Source organism: Rhodococcus sp. JS3073 (assembly GCF_026810085.1).
Classification (GTDB): Bacteria; Actinomycetota; Actinomycetes; order Mycobacteriales; family Mycobacteriaceae; genus Rhodococcus_F; species Rhodococcus_F wratislaviensis.
Genome location: NZ_CP113951.1, coordinates 6,709,568 through 6,726,069, shown reverse-complemented (window position 1 = coordinate 6,726,069; position 16,502 = coordinate 6,709,568). Strand labels below are relative to the sequence as shown.

Here is a 16,502-nt window from a genome sequence, read left to right as displayed (position 1 = left end):
CATCAGCCGCCCTGCGGCCGGGAACGGGCGCAGGGCGGCACCACGCTCTCGAAGGAGACGAACAATGACGGACCACGACCCCACCGTCCTCGTCGCGGGGGCACGAACCCCGTTCGGACGCTTCATGGGATCGCTGTCGAGCCTGAATGCCCAGGAGCTGGGTAGCCACGCGATCGGTGGTGCGCTGCAATCCGCCGGCGTCGACGCACACGCCGTCGACCACGTCGTCATGGGTCAGGTGCTCACGGCAGGCAGCGGCCAACTGCCGGCGCGTGTCGCGGCGGCGGCCGCCGGAATCCCCATGACGACACCGGCACTGAACATCAACCGGATGTGCCTCTCCGGAATCGACGCGATCACGCTGGCGCACCAGATGATCGTCGCCGGCGACGCCGACATCGTGGTCGCCGGCGGTCAGGAATCGATGAGCGCTGCGCCGCACCTCCTGAGGAACAGTCGTCGCGGGCACAAGTACGGCGACACGGTTCTGATCGACCACCTCGCGTTCGACGGGCTCCAGGACGCGTTCACCGGGTCGTCGATGGGGGCGCTGACCGAGTCGAGGAATCCCGAGTACGGGACCACCCGGCAGGCCCAGGACGAGTGGGCCGCACGCTCGCACCGTGCGGCCGCACGCGCGCGCAAAAACGGTGTCTTCGCGGCCGAGATCGTTCCCGTTCCGGTCACGTTCGGTCGGGGTGAATCGACCGACGTGGGCCACGACGAGGGCATCCGGGCCGACACCTCGGCAGCGGACCTCGCCGGCCTGCCTCCCGCTTTCGCCGCCGGCGGCTCGCTGACGGCGGGCAACTCGTCACCGATCTCCGACGGGGCCTGCGCCGTCGTGGTCACGCGGAAGTCGACGGCCGTCCGGCTCGGACTGTCGTGGCTGGCCGAGATCGGATCACGCGCGGTGGTCGCCGGGCCCGATTCGGGTCTGCACGAGCAGCCGTCGAACGCCATCCAGGCCGCGTGCCGACGCGAGGGGATCGCGCCGCGCGACCTCGATCTCGTCGAGATCAACGAGGCGTTCGCCGCGGTCACACTCGTCTCGTCCGAACGCCTCGGTCTCGACGCGGACCGGGTGAACGTCAACGGCGGCGCGATCGCGCTCGGCCACCCGATCGGCGTCTCGGGGGCACGGATCGTCCTGCACCTCGCGCTCGAACTGCGACGCCGCGGCGGTGGCGTCGGCGCAGCGGCGCTGTGCGGTGGCGGCGGCCAGGGGCAGGCCCTGATCGTGCACGTCGAACGGTGATTCGATGAGCACCAAGTACGACCTCAACCGCGCCGAAATTCTGCGCGTGTCCGCCGAGCTGTTCGCGCGGTCGGGCTACCACGGCACCGGGATCGCCGACCTGGGCACGGCGGTGGGGCTCGGCCGCGGGGCGCTCTACCACTACATCGGCAGCAAGGAGGAGGTCCTGTTCGCGATCAGCAGCCGGCAACTCGCGCAGATGAACGACGTGGCCGACGAGCTCGCCCTGACCGAACCGGATCCGGAGCGCCGCCTCCGCGGTCTCGCCCGGGCCCTGCTCCGCAACATCGCCGAACACCGCGCGGAGTGGACGGTCTTCTTCCGCGAGTACCACGCCCTGACCGGCGATCGGCGTGCGCGGGTCGTCGCGGCACGCGAACGGTACGAATCGCATTGGCGGCACGCGTTCGACCAAGGTGTCCGGGAGGGGGTGTTCACACTGCTGCCGCCGTTGATGATCAAGGGTGTGCTGGGCATGTTCAACTACAGCTACCTCTGGCTCACCGCCGACGGGGCCCGCACCCCCGAGGAGATCGCCGACGGGTTTCTCGACGCCCTGATCACCGGGCTGGCCGTGCCGAACCCGTGATCCCGGCCGTCTAGACTCACATCTTCGACCGCCGGGAGACAAAGGGGCCCTTCGATGAGCGACAAGTACGACGCCAACCGGGACCGAGTCCTGCAGGTGGCCGCCGAATTGTTCGCGAAGTCGGGCTACCACGGCACCGGGGTCGCCGAGATCGGTGAGGCCACCGGGCTGGGCCGGGGCGCGCTGTACCACTACATCGGCAGCAAGGAGGCGATTCTCTACGAGATCAGCAGCCGGCAACTCGCGCAGATGAACACGGTCGCCGACGAACTCGCGCTGTCCGAGGCGGATCCGGAGAAACGGCTGCGTGGCCTGGCACGGGCGCTCATGCGGAACATCGCCGAGCACCGTGCGGAGTGGACGGTCTTCTTCCGCGAGTACCACGCCCTGACGGACGAGCGTCGGGATCGCATCATCGCCGAACGTGAACGCTACGAGTCCCATTGGCGGAACGCGCTGGAGCAGGGCATCCGCGACGGACAGTTCCGCGCTCTCCCGCGGCTGATGGTCAAGGGCCTGCTGGGCATGTTCAACTACAGCTACCTCTGGATCACCCCCGCGGGCGCCGAGACACCCGAGGAGATCGCGGACGAGTTCCTCGACGCGGTCGTCACGGGGATGCGGGCGTGAGGCGCTTCGCGCCCGTGCGCGGTTAGCGAGTCTCTGCACTCGTTCGCCGCGCACGGGCGGCGGAGCCGCTGGCTTGGACGCACCAAGCCAGTGAGGACTATCCTCGTCGCATGAGTCCGTTGCCGGCAACCCCTGCCCGTTGCTCCATCGCGCGCACCCTCGAACTCCTGGGCGACAAGTGGACGCTGCTCATCATCCGCGACGCCTTCTGGGGCCACAGCCGATTCTCCGAGTTCACCCGCAGTCTCGGGGTGGCGTCCGACGTGCTCACCGCACGGTTGGCGATGCTCGCCGACGAAGGAATCCTCGAACGCCGCGCCTACCGCCAGGAAGGGTCGCGGGAACGTCTGGAGTATGTGCTGACCGAGAAGGGCAAGCAGCTGCATGTCGTGATCGGTGCACTGGGCCAGTTCGGTCGCGACCATCTGCCGCGTCCGGGTAGCACCTCCCCCGAGTACACCGACGAGACCACCGGCGAGGCCGTGTCCCTCGCTTTCGTCACCGACGACGGTCGACGTGTTCCGGCATCGGCCGTGCATGTGCAACGGGGAACGCCGGCGGGCGAGTCGCAGGGTTAGCCGCACCGCCCACCGCACACTCACGAAAACGAGCACGCGACCTCGTCATATCCGTGCTAACTTGGAAATACCAAGTTAGCGAGAGGCAAGGAAACCATGTCTGTACAACACGGAGTTCACGCAGTCGAGAATTTCTGGGCCCGGGTGTGGCAGTCACCCCAGGAGCCTCACGCGATCGACGAACTCGTCGTCGACGATTTCGTCATCGTCACCGGTGGAGAGGCGATCCGCGGCCGTGACGCCTTCAGGGAATGGGTGCTGAAGTTTCAGTCGACCGTCGAGGATCTGGAGTTCATCCCCGTCGAAACGTTCCAGAACGAGGACGGTTCCCGCGTCGCGTCGCTGTGGGAAATGACCGGCCGCAATCGCGGATTCATGGGCACCGAACCCGACGGGCAACCCATTCATCTGACGGGCACCGCGGTGTGGAACGTCCGGGCCGACGGGATGCTCGAATCCAACCGCGTCGAGCGCAACGCCTGGGAGCTGCACCGGCGGCTCACGGCCTAGGCGCTTCGCGCCCGTGAGTGGTTGACGAGTGCAGAGACTCGTCAACCACTCACGGGCGGCGGAGCGGCCTACTTGGCTGCTGCGATGCGGGCCTCGGCGACGGCGTCGGCCGCGGCGCCGGCGAGGATGCCGTCCCGCTTCGCGACGTCGAGGATCTGCACGATGGTGGCGAAGATCTTCTCGACCTGCGCGCGGACGTCGTCGGCGGACGTGCCGAGCCGCTCACCGGCGACCTGGATGAGTCCGCCGCCGTTGGCGACGTAGTCGGGAACCCAGGTGATGCCGCGTTCGCCGAGGTCGTGCTCGACCGCGGGGTGAGCGAGCTGGTTGTTCGCGGCCCCGCAGATCACCTGGGCGGTGATCGCGGCGACGGACTCGTCGGTGAGCGTGGCGCCCATCGCGCAGGGTGCGTAGACGTCGAGTTCCTGGTCGATGACGGTGGACGCGATCTTGACCTCGGGGAAGTCGCGGGCCACGCGGTCGAGTGCGGCGGCGTTGACGTCGGTGGCGACCACCGAGGCGCCGTCGGCGAGCAGCAGCTTGATCAGCTGGTACCCGACCTTGCCGGTGCCCTCGACGCCGACGGTGCGGCCGGCGAGGCTCGCGGTGCCCCACTTCGCCTGAGCGGCGGCGCGCATGCCCTGGAACACGCCGAGCGCGGTCATCGGGGCGCTGTCGCCGGACCCGCCGGCGGACGTGTTGCGTCCGACGACGAAGTCGGTGGCGCGGCCCATCACGTCGAGGTCGTCGGAGTTGGTGCCCACGTCACCGGCGGTGATGTACCGGCCGCCGAGCGTCTGGACGAACCGGGCGTACGCCTCGAGCAGCGCCTCCGACTTGCCGGTGGCCGGGTCGCCGATGATGACGGCCTTGCCGCCGCCGAGGTCGACTCCGGCGATCGCCGACTTGTAGGTCATGCCCCGCGACAGGCGCAGCACGTCCTTGAGGGCGGCGGCCTCGTCGGCGTACGGGTAGAAGCGGGTGCCGCCGAGCGCCGGCCCGAGGGTGGTGTCGTGGATCGCGACGATCGCCTTGAGTCCGGTGGCGGGGTCCTGGAAGAACGTCACCTGCTCGTGGGCGGTGTCGGTGGGGAAATCGGTGCGCTCGAACACTCCAGCGTTGTCGGGCAGTGCGGTGTCGTGACGTTCCGCGGTGAGAGTCATGTGTTCTCAGGACCTTTCCGGAGTGGTGGCAATCGTGATGGTGGAGGTGTCGACGCCGAGTTCGGCGAGACGCTGGAGGTAGACGGTGACGTTGCGCAGCTTCACGTCCTCGTAGCCCCGGACGAGGTCGGGAGTCGCGGCGATCAGCGTGGCGGTGTCGTAGGTGTCGGCGGAGAGGTCCGCGAGGAGCCCGGCCACCGTGGACTCGTAGTGCGCGAGCAGCTGACGCTCGAGACGACGGACCTTGGCGTAGCCGAACGGGTCGAACGCGGTGCCGCGCAGGAACTTCGCCTTGGCGAGGGTCTTGAGCGCGACGTGCGAGCGGGGTCCGAATCCGATCTTGGTCTTGCGGCCCATGGCCTTGAGGACGGGCGGGTGCAGCTTGTAGGTGAGCTTGCCCGCGCCGGGGACCTCGCCGGCGGCGGCGTCGAGGAACGCCTGGTCGGTGAGCATCCGGGCCACTTCGTACTCATCCTTGTAGGCGGTGAGCTTGTGCAGGCCGGCGGCGACGGCCTCGCTGAACTCGGTCCGGCTGCCCAGCTCGCGCTCGGCGTCCCATGCCTGCTGCACCAGGGCGATGTAGCGGGCGGCGATGCGGTCGCCCTGGAAGGCGACGAGGTTCGCGGCGCGGCGTTCGGTGAGCTCACGTGTCGCACCGCCCAAGGTGGATCCGGCGAACAGGTGCGTCGGGACGACGGTGTCGCTGCGCTGCGGCACGGCGGCCGAGCTGGTAGCGGCGAGGAAGGCCGCCCGGTCGGCGACGGCGACGCGTCCCCAGTGGAACGCGGCCTTGTTGGACTCGACGGCCACCCCGTTGATCTCGAGGGCTTCCTCGATGAACCGGGCGGGGACGGGCAGTCCACCGGCCTGGTAGGCGGCGCCGACCAGCAGGAAGTTGGCGGCGGCCGTGCTGCCGAACAGTGCGGTGGCGGCGGCGAGCCCGTCGATCGCGGTCAGTTCGCGGGCCGAGACGTCGAGACGCTCGAGCAGCTTGTCCTCGTCCGGGTAGCGGACGGCGGGGTCGTAGACCATGTCGCCCGTCGGGGTCTGGCTGGTCGACGCGACGGTGATGGTGCGCTCGGAGCTGCCGAAGCCGGCGTACTTGGCGTCGGCCGCCGTCAGCAGGTCGAATGCGAGGACGCAGTCGGCGGTCGCGGGGCTGATCCGGTTGGACGGCGCCGAGCTTCCCGAACGCGTCTTCTGATCGCTGAGCCGCAGGTGCGACGTGACGGGTCCGGCCTTCTGGCTGAGACCGGTCTGGTCGAGTCCCTCGACGTGCAGCCCGGCGCGCAACGCGGCCATGCCGAGCACCTGGTTGACGGTGACGATGCCGGTTCCACCGACGCCGGCCATGAACAGGTTGTGCGTTCCCGTCCACACGGCCGGATCGGGGTCGCCGACCTCCGGCGGAACCGGGATCTCGCGCAACGTCTTCGGCGCGCCTTCCTCGGGCAGCTCGACCGTCACGAACGACGGGCAGTCGCCCTCGAGGCAGGAGTAGTCGGTGTTGCAGCTGGTCTGGTCGATCTTGGTCTTGCGGCCGAATTCGGTGTCGACGGGCTGCACGGACAGGCAGTTGGACTTGACGCCGCAGTCGCCGCAGCCTTCGCAGACGGCCTCGTTGATGACGACGCGGGTGCGGCGGGCGGGCAGCTTGCCGCGCTTGCGCTTGCGGCGGGCCTCGGCGGCGCACTGCTGGTCGAAGATCAGCACGGTGACGCCCTCGATGTCGCGGAGGACGCGCTGCGCCTCGTCGAGCCGGGTCCGGTCCCACAGCAGCGTGTTGGCGGCGAAGTGGGCTCCCTTGTGCCGCTTGGGGTCCTCGGCGCAGACGATGATCTGCTTGACGCCCTCGGACGCCAGCTTGTGGGTCAGCTGCGGCACGGTCAGCCCGGCCTCGGCGTCCTGTGCGCCGGTCATCGCGACGGCGGAATTGTAGAGCACCTTGTACGTGATGTTGACGCCGGCGGCGACGCACGCCTGGACGGCGAGCTGGCCGGAGTGGAAGTAGGTGCCGTCCCCGACGTTCTGGAACATGTGCTTGACGTCGCTGAACGGGGCCTGCCCGATCCACTGCGCGCCCTCGCCGCCCATCTGGGTGAGCATGGTGACGGCGCTGTCGGTGCGGCCGGACATCGTGACCAGGGTGTGGCAGCCGATGCCGCCGCCCGCGATCGATCCCTCGGGCACCGCGGTGGAGCGGTTGTGCGGGCAGCCGGAGCAGAAGTACGGGGTGCGCGACGTCGGGAGGACGGTCAGCTCGAGGCGCGGCGGCGGGGCCGGCGTCAGCGCGACCCGGTCCTTGAGGACGCGGCGCAGCGGTCCGGTGAGCCGGGCGGCGGTCAGTTCACCGTCGACGGGGATCAGGTTCTTGCCCTGCGCGTTCTTCTTCCCCAGCACGGCGGGTGCGCTGGCGCCGCCGTAGAGGATGTCCTTGAGCTGCGACTCGACGAACGGCATCTTCTCCTCGACGACGAGGACCTGTTCGACACCGTCGGCGAGTTCGCGAACCTTGTCGGCGCCCAGCGGGTAGGGCATGCCGACGCGGAGGATGCGGATGCCGGCGTCCTCGAGCTGGGAGTCGCCGAGCCCGAGGTCGAGCAGGGCCTGGCGCAGCGAGTCGTAGGCGGTGCCGACGGCGGCGATGCCCAGCCACGCGGTGCGCGGGTTCACCTCGATCTTGTCGATCTCGTTGGCGGAGTTGAACGCCTCGACCATCGCCCAGCGCGGCCCGTACAGGTCGGCCTCGGCGTAGACGCTGTCGGGCGGGGACGCGAGCACGCGCTGCCGGTACGACCACGGCTTGCCGTTCCACTCGATGTCGGGGAGCACGATGTCGAGGTCCGCGAAGTCGCGGTCGAGGGTCCAGAGTCCGTCGGCCACGTCGGCGACGATCTTCATGCCCGACCAGCATCCGGAGATCCTCGACAGCGCCACACCGTAGAGGCCGAACGTGATGACCTCCTCGGCGTTGCGCGGGAAGAACACGGGCATGCCCATCGCGGCCATGGACCGCTCACTGGCGCAGGGGATGGTGGAGGACTTGGCGTTGGGGTCGTCGCCCACGAGGACGAGGACGCCGCCGCGGGCGTTGGCGCCGTACATGGCGGCGTGCCGGATGGAGTCGCTGGCGCGGTCGAGGCCGGGGCCCTTGCCGTACCAGACGCCGACGACGCCGTCGTGGGTGCGCTCGCCCTGCGGGAGGTCGACCTGGCTGCCCCAGACGGACGTCGCGGCGAGTTCCTCGTTCATGCCGGGCACGAACTTCACGTCGTGGTCGGTGCTCAACGTGGGGATGGCGGCGATGGTGCGGTCGAGGCCGGCGAGGGGGCTGCCCTGGTAGCCGGAGACGAACGTCGCGACGTTCAGCCCCGCGCGGCGGTCGCGTTCGTGCTGCTCCACCAGCTGGCGGGCGATGGCCTGGACACCGGTCATCAACACCGGGCCCGAGTCGGCCCGGTATCGGTCGGCGAGATCAAAGGATGCTGCACTGGTGCGAGCGTCGTCTAGCTGAGTCATCTGCGATTCCCGATCCGTCGCGTTGAGCATTTCGTGAGCTTGATCCTGTATCTGGTCTAAGATTTGGTCAACGCAAATCGCATCAACTGATCAGTTCACGCAACAGGTGACGGTCGTCACTTCCCGGAGGTACCCAAAGTGCTCAGCATCGACAAGCTCGACGTGCAGTTGCTCGGACTGCTCGGCAAGGACTCACGCATGAGCGTGGCCGAACTCGCCAACTCGCTGGGCGTCGCCCGCAACACCGTCCAGTCCCGGATGAAGCGCATGGAGACCAGCGGACTGCTCACCGGTTTCCGCCCCAACCTCGACCTCGCCGAGGTCGGGATTCCCATCCAGGCGTTCGTCGGGCTCGAACTCGAACAGGGCAAGCTGACCGCCGTCGGCAATCGCCTCGTCGACCTGCCGGAGGTCATCGAGATCCACGCGACCACCGGCCGCGAAGATCTGCTGGTGCGGGTGGCCACGTCCACGCACGCGGAGCTGCAGAAGTTGCTCGAGAAGATCGCGAACCTGCCCGGGATCACGCACTCGACCACGACCATCGCGCTGACCAGCCCGCTGCCGTACCGGATTCAGCCGCTGCTCGAGCACCTCACCGACGACTCCGGGTGGGGCCGGTCCACGGCACTGCCCCGTTCACAGCGGTAGCACCGGTGCAGTAGTTTCAGACCATGAGTGAGAGTCAGGGACGGATCGCGTTCATCCAGGCCACGTGGCACCGCAACATCGTCGACCGCGCACGCGAGGGTTTCACCGACGAGGTGAACACGCTGGGGTATTCGAAGGACGAACTGGACTTCTTCGAGGTGCCGGGCGCGTTCGAGATCCCGCTGCACGCACGCCGCCTCGCCCTCACCGGGCGTTACGACGCCGTCGTCGCCGCTGCGCTCGTCGTGGACGGTGGCATCTACCGGCACGAGTTCGTCGCGACCGCGGTGATCGACGGCCTCATGCGCGTGCAACTCGACACGGACGTGCCGGTGTTCTCGGTTGTGCTGACGCCGCACCACTTCCACGAGCACGACGAGCACCTGAACTACTTCCACGACCACTTCGTGAAGAAGGGCGCCGAGGCCGCTCGCGCCTGCGTCGCCACCGTCACGTCGCTGAAGTCGCTGCCGACTGCGAACTGAGATTCGCCCACTCCGAACCGCAACGAGGAAACCACCGTCAGTACGTACTGACGGTGGTTTCCTCGTATCACCTGTCCTTCGCGTGCCGGTGCTGGACGTAGAGGAGCCAGAACACCGGCGCGCCGACGACGGCGAGGATCGTCGCGAACACGCGCAGCCCCACGTTCCCTTCGCCGAAGGGGGCGATCATGAGGACAATCGTGCAGACGACGGCGCCGAGGAGTCGCCAGTGGGCGCCGAAGAAGCCTGCGACCATCGCCCATGCATTGCGGGCGACGATGCGCGCCGGCGATTCGGGCTCGGGTGGCGGCGGCGGGGACGGGGCCACCGCAACCGTCGAGTTACGCGCGGCGGCCACCAGTTTCGGGGCATGGGCGCCGACCGGCGGGGTTTCGCCGTCGGGCTCGCACCGGAACAGGGCGATACCCACCGCGTCCGCGTAGTCGACGGCCTCGTCGGTGTATCCGGGGCCGGAGAAGTACAGGAGTTTCCGGGCGTGGCTGGTTCCGCGGGTGCCGTAGAGGTTCGCGAGGTCCGACTTGCCTGCACTGCCGCCACGCCACTTCACCTGCGCGTACGCGCGTGACGAGTAGACGTCGATGCCGCCGTCCGCGCCCCCGAGCAGCGCTGTGGCGTCGCCGTAACCGAGCTTCTGCATCTGCTCGGCGGCATTGATTTCAGCTTCAGCCGCCGTGCGTATGCGTGCCATGCCTCACTCCCCCAGATCGAACCAGTCTTTCCCTTCGAAGGTACCCGCAGATCCGGCCAAACCAGCTATCCGCCGGTGAACGTCACACCGGCGCCATCGAATTGCAACACACTGCAACTCTTCCCGCTCCCGGCCGCGCGACCGTACCGTTCCCCGAATCAGCACGTTCACAACGTAGTGAGGGCGGATTCATGAGGGCAGCACGCTTCCACGGCCGACGCGACATCCGGATCGACGACATCCCGGAGCCGGAATTGCGGCCGGGCGCGGTGAAACTCCGGGTCGCGTGGTGCGGCATCTGCGGCACCGATCTGCACGAGTACCTGGAAGGCCCGATTTTCATCTCCCCGCCGGGACATCCGCATCCGCTGTCGCACGAGAACGCGCCGGTGACGATGGGCCACGAGTTCTCCGGCACGGTGGAGGAGGTCGGTGAGGGCGTCACCGATGTCGCCGTCGGCGACAACGTGGTGGTGGAGCCGTACTTCGTGTGCAACGAGTGCGCGTCCTGCAAGGCAGGCAACTATCACCTGTGTACGAAGATGGGTTTCATCGGATTGGCCGGTGGCGGAGGCGGACTCAGCGAGAAGGTGGTGGTCGACCGCCGCTGGGTGCACAAGATCGGCGACATCCCGCTCGACGAGGCGGCCCTGATCGAACCGCTCAGCGTCGCGCATCATGCAGTCGTCCGCAGCGGGGCGAAGGCCGGCGACGTCGCGCTGGTCGGCGGTGCGGGGCCGATCGGACTCCTGGTGGCCGCGGTCCTGAAGGGTCTGGGTGTCACCACGATCGTCACGGAACTCAGTGACGCCCGCAAGCAGAAGGCGCTGTCCAGTGGGGTCGCGCATCACGTGATCGACCCGTCGTCGGAAGACGTGAAGGCCCGGGTGCTCGAGCTGACCGGCGGTGTCGGCGCCGATCTCGGGTTCGAGTGCGCCGGGGTCGACGCCGTCCTGGACACGATCCTCGACGCCGTCCGTCCCGCAGCCGTGGTGGTGAACGTGTCGATCTGGGGCAAGCCCGCGACGGTGGACATGCAGAAGCTGGTCCTCAAGGAGATCGACCTGCGCGGCACCATCGCTTACGTTCGTGATCACGAGGCGGTGATCGAGATGGTGCGCACCGGCGTGATCGACCTGGCCCCGTTCATCACCGGCCGGATCGAACTCGACAACCTGGTCTCCGAGGGCCTCACGACGTTGATCGAGCACAACGACACGGCGGTGAAGATCCTGGTCCGGGCGTGACCGTCAGTCGGGTTCGTCCGTCGACGGTGTCACTGCCCTGGCCTTGAGCGCCAGCCACAACTCCATGCGGTCGTCGGCCTGGTCGAGGTTCCGCCCGGTCAGTGCCGCGATCTTGTCGATCCGGTTCCGGACGGTGTTGCGGTGCACGGAGAGGGCGGCCGCCGCGGGGTCCCAGGCCCCGTTGGCTCGCAGCCATTCCTCGAGCGTTCGCTGGAGTTCGACGCGTTCGCGCGGCTCGAGCTGATCGAGGGGTGCGAGGACGGCGGTCGAGAAGCCGCTGAGCGCGTCGGCCGAGCCGAGGCGCAGCAGCAACTGCACGGTCTCCCCTTCCTTGGCGTCGACGGCGCGGCCGAGTCGGGCACTGACGGCGACGAGGGATCGCGCCTGCATCGCCGACACGGCCAGCGCGTCCACGGGAACCAGCGCGCCGATCCCGATGGCGCATCCCTCCGCGACACCCGACAGCAGGTCGGCGAGCCCGGCGGATTCGGGGTGCGCGATCTCGATGTCCGAGTTGCGCTGTCTCAGGACGGAATCCGGAAGGGCCGACCCGATCCGGGCGGTCAGGTCGGCCACCGAATCGGGGGTGGAGCGCACGACGGCGATCTGCAGGGGGTCGCGGGGCAGCCCGATGCCGGCGGCGATCTGATGGGCGCGCTCCCTCCGAAGCCCGGGCCTGAGCAACTGCGCCAGCGCCGCCGCCCGCCGCTGCCGCTCGGGTTCGCCTGCCACGTGACGGCGTTCGAGTTCGAGCGACAGCAGCGAGACGAGCACATTGGACGCATGCCGCAGCGCGCTGTCCGCCGACCGCTCGAGCACGACGAACGCGAGCGGGTTCTCGATTCGGACGGGGTGCAGTTCGAGTTCCCGCTGACCGGCGCCGCCGAACGCCGTCCAGCCCGTCGCTCGGGTGGTGTAACGACCCACCTGGTTCTGGGCGTCCTGCAGGAACGCTTCATCGACGCCGTCGGAGAGCTGGACGACCCCACCCGACGCGTCCAGCACCGCGCACAGTGAGCCGCTGACGAAACGCCACGTGTCGAGCAGTCCGCTCAGCGGCGACGGTCCGGCCGCGACCGCGGTGAGCTGATAGCTGAGCTCGATCGCGTCCTCGAGGGCACGCTTCTCCTCCTCGGCTATCCGGGAGAAGATCCACTTGGTGATGGCGATGAACGGCACCGAGTCGGGGGCGATGAGCAGCGGGACGCCGAATTCACGCGCCGCCGCGACGAGCGGCTCCGGGGGTGCCTGGTAGGGCAGCCCGTGCCCCAGACCGAGGCACAGTGCGGCGACCCCGCCCGCGACGCAATCCCGCACGTAGTCGCGGCACCCGGCTTCGGTGGTGGGAAGCATGAGGCCGACGGTCATCAGCAACTCCCCGCCCTGGAGCCAGTCCCGCGGACGCGTCAGTTCGGACACGTGCGCTGCGGTGATGGGGTTGTCCACCCCCGCCGTCCCGCTCATCGATGTGAGCCGCAGCGTGGGGGCGGACAGGACGTCCTGAACGGTGATCACCGGTGACCTCTTGTACTAATTGCCCAACCGTAATAGACGAACTGTACATCTCACCTCTGGTGCCGGAGCGGCGCAGTGCGCAGAGTAGTGATCAGAGCCACAGCACCTTCTAGGAGTTTCAGTGACAGATCACTCCGGCGACACCGCCGCGACCCTCGGTGGCACCATCGAGACCCGCTCGATCGACTACGTCCCCGAGGACGAACGTCACGGGAAGGTCCGCGACCAGGGCCCCTTCTGGTTCGTCGGAAACTTCCAGCCCTTCACGGTGGCCATCGGTTTCGTCGGCCCCGCCCTCGGCCTGTCGCTGGGCTGGACGGTGGTGGCGGGCATTCTCGGCATCTTCTTCGGAACGTTGTTCATGGCGTTCCACGCGTCGCAGGGACCGGTGCTCGGACTCCCGCAGATGGTGCAGTCTCGTGCGCAGTTCGGCTATCGCGGTGTCGTCCTCGCACTCATCGGGACGTTGTTCACGTACGTCGGGTTCAACGTCGTGGACGTCGTCATCATCAAGGCGGGTCTGCACAGCATCTTCGGGTGGAACGCGGCAATCATCGCCGTCGTCATCACCGCGGTCGCGACGCTGCTCGCGATCTATGGTCACGATCTGCTGCACCTGTCGTTCCGTGTGCTGTTCTGGCTGTCGCTGCCGCTGTGGGCGATCCTCACGTGGGGTGTCGTGTTCGGGCACGCCGGCGGCGGCGACGCGGGCGCCGCGACGGGCGGGTTCACCCTGCTGGCGTTCATCGCCCAGTTCAGTGTCGCGGCCTCCTACAACATCACCTACGCGCCGTACGTGTCGGACTACTCGCGGTACCTGCCGCGCAACACCCGGACGTCGGCCATCGTGTCGGCCGTGTTCCTCGGCGCCTCCGCGTCGCCGGTGTGGCTGATCCCGGTGGGCGCGTGGATGGCCACCCGGCTGGGAGCGACGGATGCGCTCGCCGGCATCCACGACGCCGGGAACTCGGTGGTCCCGTTCCTCGGCAGCGTGCTCGCACTCGTCGCGACGCTCGTGCTGGTGGCGACCATGGGCCTGAACGCGTACAGCGGCATGCTGACCGTGATCACCGGCATCGACTCCTTCCGGAAGGTCACCCCGTCCCGCCGGATCCGGGTGGTGACCGTGCTCGCGCTGGCCGCGGTCTGGCTGGTGCTGAGTCTGCTGTTCACCGATTCGACGACCGTCCTGAACACGACACTGCTGATCATGCTGTACCTCCTCGTGCCCTGGACCGCCGTCAATCTCACCGACTTCTTCTTCGTGCGCCGCGGGCACTACGCCATCACCGACCTGTTCACACCGGACGGGCTGTACGGAATGTGGTCGTGGCGGGGTATGACCGCCTTCTTCGCCGGCATCGTCGCGTCCGTGCCGTTCATGGTGCTGCCGTTCTACGTCGGACCGATCGCCGCGGCCCTCGGTGAGGTCGACGTCGCGTTCGCGGTCGGACTCGCCGTGTCCGGGATCGTGTACTGGGTGCTGTCCCGGTCGCTGGACCTGAACACCGAGGAACGGTTCATCGAGGACAGCGAAGCCGCACTGGCAGGCGAGGAGACCCCCGCTCATGGCTGACGCGACGACGGCTGACGTCCAGCACGCGATCGACGCGCTGATCCGGGCATTCGGCGAGCACGACACGGCCGCCTACTTCGAGGCGTTCAGCCCGGACGCGACGTTCGTCTTCTACACCCACCCGGTGCCGCTGCCGAGCCGCGAGGCCTACCGCGACCTGTGGACCGAGTGGGAGTCGGACGGGTTCCGCGTCCTGGCGTGCCGTTCCAGCGAGCAGAACGTCACGTTCCCGGCCCCGGATGTCGCGGTGCTGACGCACCGGGTCGGCACCACTGTGCGGGATTCGACGGGGACCGTCGAGCTCGACGAGCGGGAGACGATCCTGTTCCGGCGTCGCGACGACTCGGGCTGGATCGCCGTCCACGAGCACCTGTCGCCGCAGTCCGGTCCAGCGGTGTAACTGACAGATAGCTGGCTCGACGTGGACCGCGTCACATCAGGACCCCGTCGAGTTGCGGAGGCAGACGCCCGACGGTGTACTGGTCAGTAAACCTGCCCGGCTCGGCATATCGCGAAGGTGCACAGATGACGGACGAACGGCCCGGCAAGAAGCAGACCCCACCGGAGAAGGCGACGCGACCGACGCCGAAGGAGGCGACCCCGGACGTCTCCAAGACCGATCTCGCGGCCGTCGTCGACGCGCTCACCGCGACGAACGAGAAGAATTTCGACTTCTGACCTCGCCTCAGCCCCGCTCCCGGTGCGGCACGAACTCGAACGTCAGGCACGCGAACGCGGCGGGCAGCAGGTAGCGGAAACGCAGGAGCACGTATCGCCGGTTCCCCGTGGAATGGAACTTGCCGAGGTAGCGGTACAGCGACTCGAGCGAGATCAGGACGTCGCCGAGGTGGAGGACACGGCGGAAGAGCCGGGCGCCCGCGCCGGGTGCGCCGGGGTCGAGGAGTTCGGGGAACGCCGCGAACGACAGCGAGACGTATCGCGCACCGGTCTGCTCGGCGTGGCGGATGACGTCGACGGTCATGCGTTCGTCGGTGCCGTTCGGTGCGTCCTCGGCGCGCCACGGAACGTCAAGGCTCAGTTCGCGGGCGGCATCGGCGGTGCCGTAACGCTGGAAGGCCACGGCGCGTCCGGCGGAGTCGCGGGCGACGACGAGGAGAACACCGGGGAGTGTGCCGTCCAGCAGGTGGTCGAGGATCATCGAGAATCCGCGGCGCTGATGCCCCGCGCGGGCGTCGTCGACGATGTCCGTCAGTTCCCGCCGCGTCGGTTCGTCGAGCGCGGCTTCGGGGACGATCTCGGTGGTGATCCCAGCATTGTGGGTGCGCTGCACGGCCTGTCGGAGGTTGCGGAATTTCCTGCCGTGCAGGGTGAAGTGTCCGACGTCGATCACCACGTCGCGGCCGATGGGGACCGCCTTCAACGGCTTTCGGGTGTCGCCGCCGATCTCCCACAGCCGGGCGACGCCTTCCCCTGCGCCGAGCACGGCGACGCGCCAACCGTGTTCGGCCGCGAACTCGGAGAACTCGTCGAGGAGGGCGCCGAATTCGAATGAGTTGCCGATGGGATCGCCGGAGACGACCGCTATTCCGGACCGCGCCCGGTAGGCGATCGCCGCGGTGCCCGACGCGTTGAAGTAGTACGACTTCGCCGAATTGAGGGCGAACGGCGACAACGGGTCGTCCGTGGTCTGCTGGATCAGGGCGGACACGCGGGCACGGTCCTCGGGCTGCGGCGCACTGCGCACCGGCAGCATCAGGACGGGTCCGGTGGCCACCAGCAGGAGGAACCCCGGAGTCGAATGTGCGCTCGTGTACGCGACATCCGCGGCCGCCACGATCAGTACCGCCGCCACCGAATGCGTCATGGTGACGGGCCGCCGCAGGTGCAGTCCACGGGCCACCAGCAGGACGGCGATTCCGACCGCCACCATCCACGTGCGGACGGGACCCGACCGCCCGGCCATCCACATGAGCACGAGACCGACCACGACAGTCGCGCCGACGAGCGCCATCCGCGCCGCGGGCGATTCGGGCCGGTACACCCGCAGCCCGGGCGCGGTCATCGGTGTCGACTTCGAGTTCTGCATCCGCACCCATGCACCAGGTGACGAC

General features: G+C 68.4%; 16 protein-coding genes. 11 read left to right on the top strand and 5 right to left on the bottom strand.

Features of this window, described 5'->3' with window-relative positions:
- Positions 1-64 precede the first annotated feature (64 nt).
- The 5 genes from OYT95_RS30520 to OYT95_RS30500 all read left to right on the top strand — a co-directional run bounded on the left by OYT95_RS30520 (position 65) and on the right by OYT95_RS30500 (position 3,565).
- Positions 65-1,258 (top strand): acetyl-CoA C-acyltransferase, encoded by a 1,194-nt coding sequence (locus tag OYT95_RS30520; protein WP_112298735.1) that lies wholly within the window; start codon positions 65-67, stop codon positions 1,256-1,258.
- 4 nt (positions 1,259-1,262) lie between these two features.
- Positions 1,263-1,847, top strand: a complete 585-nt coding sequence (locus tag OYT95_RS30515) for a TetR/AcrR family transcriptional regulator (protein ID WP_112298736.1) — start codon at positions 1,263-1,265, stop codon at positions 1,845-1,847.
- A 54-nt stretch (positions 1,848-1,901) separates the two neighbouring features.
- Entirely contained in the window at positions 1,902-2,477 is a 576-nt protein-coding gene (locus OYT95_RS30510) for a TetR/AcrR family transcriptional regulator (RefSeq protein WP_005252730.1), read from the top strand.
- 110 nt (positions 2,478-2,587) lie between these two features.
- Positions 2,588-3,055, top strand: coding sequence for a winged helix-turn-helix transcriptional regulator (locus tag OYT95_RS30505; protein ID WP_112298737.1), 468 nt, complete (start codon positions 2,588-2,590; stop codon positions 3,053-3,055).
- Between the two features lie 96 nt (positions 3,056-3,151).
- Positions 3,152-3,565, top strand: a complete 414-nt coding sequence (locus OYT95_RS30500; RefSeq protein WP_037226956.1) for an ester cyclase — start codon at positions 3,152-3,154, stop codon at positions 3,563-3,565.
- 68 nt (positions 3,566-3,633) lie between these two features.
- Here OYT95_RS30500 and OYT95_RS30495 read toward each other — a convergent pair whose 3' ends face one another.
- Both OYT95_RS30495 and OYT95_RS30490 read right to left on the bottom strand, forming a co-directional pair.
- Complete coding sequence (locus OYT95_RS30495; RefSeq protein WP_268789911.1) at positions 3,634-4,728, bottom strand: Glu/Leu/Phe/Val family dehydrogenase; 1,095 nt, start codon at positions 4,726-4,728, stop codon at positions 3,634-3,636.
- A 6-nt stretch (positions 4,729-4,734) separates the two neighbouring features.
- Complete coding sequence (locus OYT95_RS30490; RefSeq protein WP_322789936.1) at positions 4,735-8,247, bottom strand: indolepyruvate ferredoxin oxidoreductase family protein; 3,513 nt, start codon at positions 8,245-8,247, stop codon at positions 4,735-4,737.
- A gap of 138 nt (positions 8,248-8,385) precedes the next feature.
- Between OYT95_RS30490 and OYT95_RS30485 the strand changes: the two genes are divergently transcribed.
- Together OYT95_RS30485 and OYT95_RS30480 are read left to right on the top strand one after the other, a co-directional pair.
- A complete protein-coding gene (locus tag OYT95_RS30485; protein ID WP_005252722.1) occupies positions 8,386-8,898 on the top strand; it encodes an Lrp/AsnC family transcriptional regulator in 513 nt (170 codons plus the stop codon).
- A 23-nt stretch (positions 8,899-8,921) separates the two neighbouring features.
- Positions 8,922-9,383, top strand: coding sequence for a 6,7-dimethyl-8-ribityllumazine synthase (locus tag OYT95_RS30480; RefSeq protein ID WP_005252720.1), 462 nt, complete (start codon positions 8,922-8,924; stop codon positions 9,381-9,383).
- Between the two features lie 67 nt (positions 9,384-9,450).
- On the opposite strand, the gene OYT95_RS30475 is transcribed toward OYT95_RS30480, so the two are convergent.
- Positions 9,451-10,092 (bottom strand): restriction endonuclease, encoded by a 642-nt coding sequence (locus tag OYT95_RS30475; protein ID WP_037226948.1) that lies wholly within the window; start codon positions 10,090-10,092, stop codon positions 9,451-9,453.
- A gap of 191 nt (positions 10,093-10,283) precedes the next feature.
- Here OYT95_RS30475 and OYT95_RS30470 point away from each other — a divergent pair, with 191 nt between their 5' ends.
- Positions 10,284-11,339, top strand: coding sequence for a 2,3-butanediol dehydrogenase (locus OYT95_RS30470; RefSeq protein WP_268789910.1), 1,056 nt, complete (start codon positions 10,284-10,286; stop codon positions 11,337-11,339).
- Between the two features lie 3 nt (positions 11,340-11,342).
- Here OYT95_RS30470 and OYT95_RS30465 read toward each other — a convergent pair whose 3' ends face one another.
- Positions 11,343-12,854, bottom strand: a complete 1,512-nt coding sequence (locus OYT95_RS30465) for a PucR family transcriptional regulator (RefSeq protein ID WP_268789909.1) — start codon at positions 12,852-12,854, stop codon at positions 11,343-11,345.
- A gap of 121 nt (positions 12,855-12,975) precedes the next feature.
- On the opposite strand from OYT95_RS30465, the gene OYT95_RS30460 reads away from it, so the two are divergent.
- From OYT95_RS30460 to OYT95_RS30450, 3 genes are all read left to right on the top strand, one after another.
- Positions 12,976-14,430, top strand: a complete 1,455-nt coding sequence (locus OYT95_RS30460) for a purine-cytosine permease family protein (protein ID WP_112298742.1) — start codon at positions 12,976-12,978, stop codon at positions 14,428-14,430.
- Positions 14,423-14,830, top strand: coding sequence for a YybH family protein (locus OYT95_RS30455; RefSeq protein WP_268789908.1), 408 nt, complete (start codon positions 14,423-14,425; stop codon positions 14,828-14,830). The genes OYT95_RS30460 and OYT95_RS30455 overlap by 8 nt, the downstream gene beginning before the upstream one ends.
- Before the next feature lie 125 nt (positions 14,831-14,955).
- Positions 14,956-15,108 (top strand): hypothetical protein, encoded by a 153-nt coding sequence (locus OYT95_RS30450; RefSeq protein ID WP_167344011.1) that lies wholly within the window; start codon positions 14,956-14,958, stop codon positions 15,106-15,108.
- 7 nt (positions 15,109-15,115) lie between these two features.
- Here the strand turns inward: OYT95_RS30450 and OYT95_RS30445 are convergent, their stop codons facing one another.
- Entirely contained in the window at positions 15,116-16,477 is a 1,362-nt protein-coding gene (locus OYT95_RS30445; protein WP_268789907.1) for a bifunctional lysylphosphatidylglycerol flippase/synthetase MprF, read from the bottom strand.
- Between the last annotated feature and the right edge of the window lie 25 nt (positions 16,478-16,502).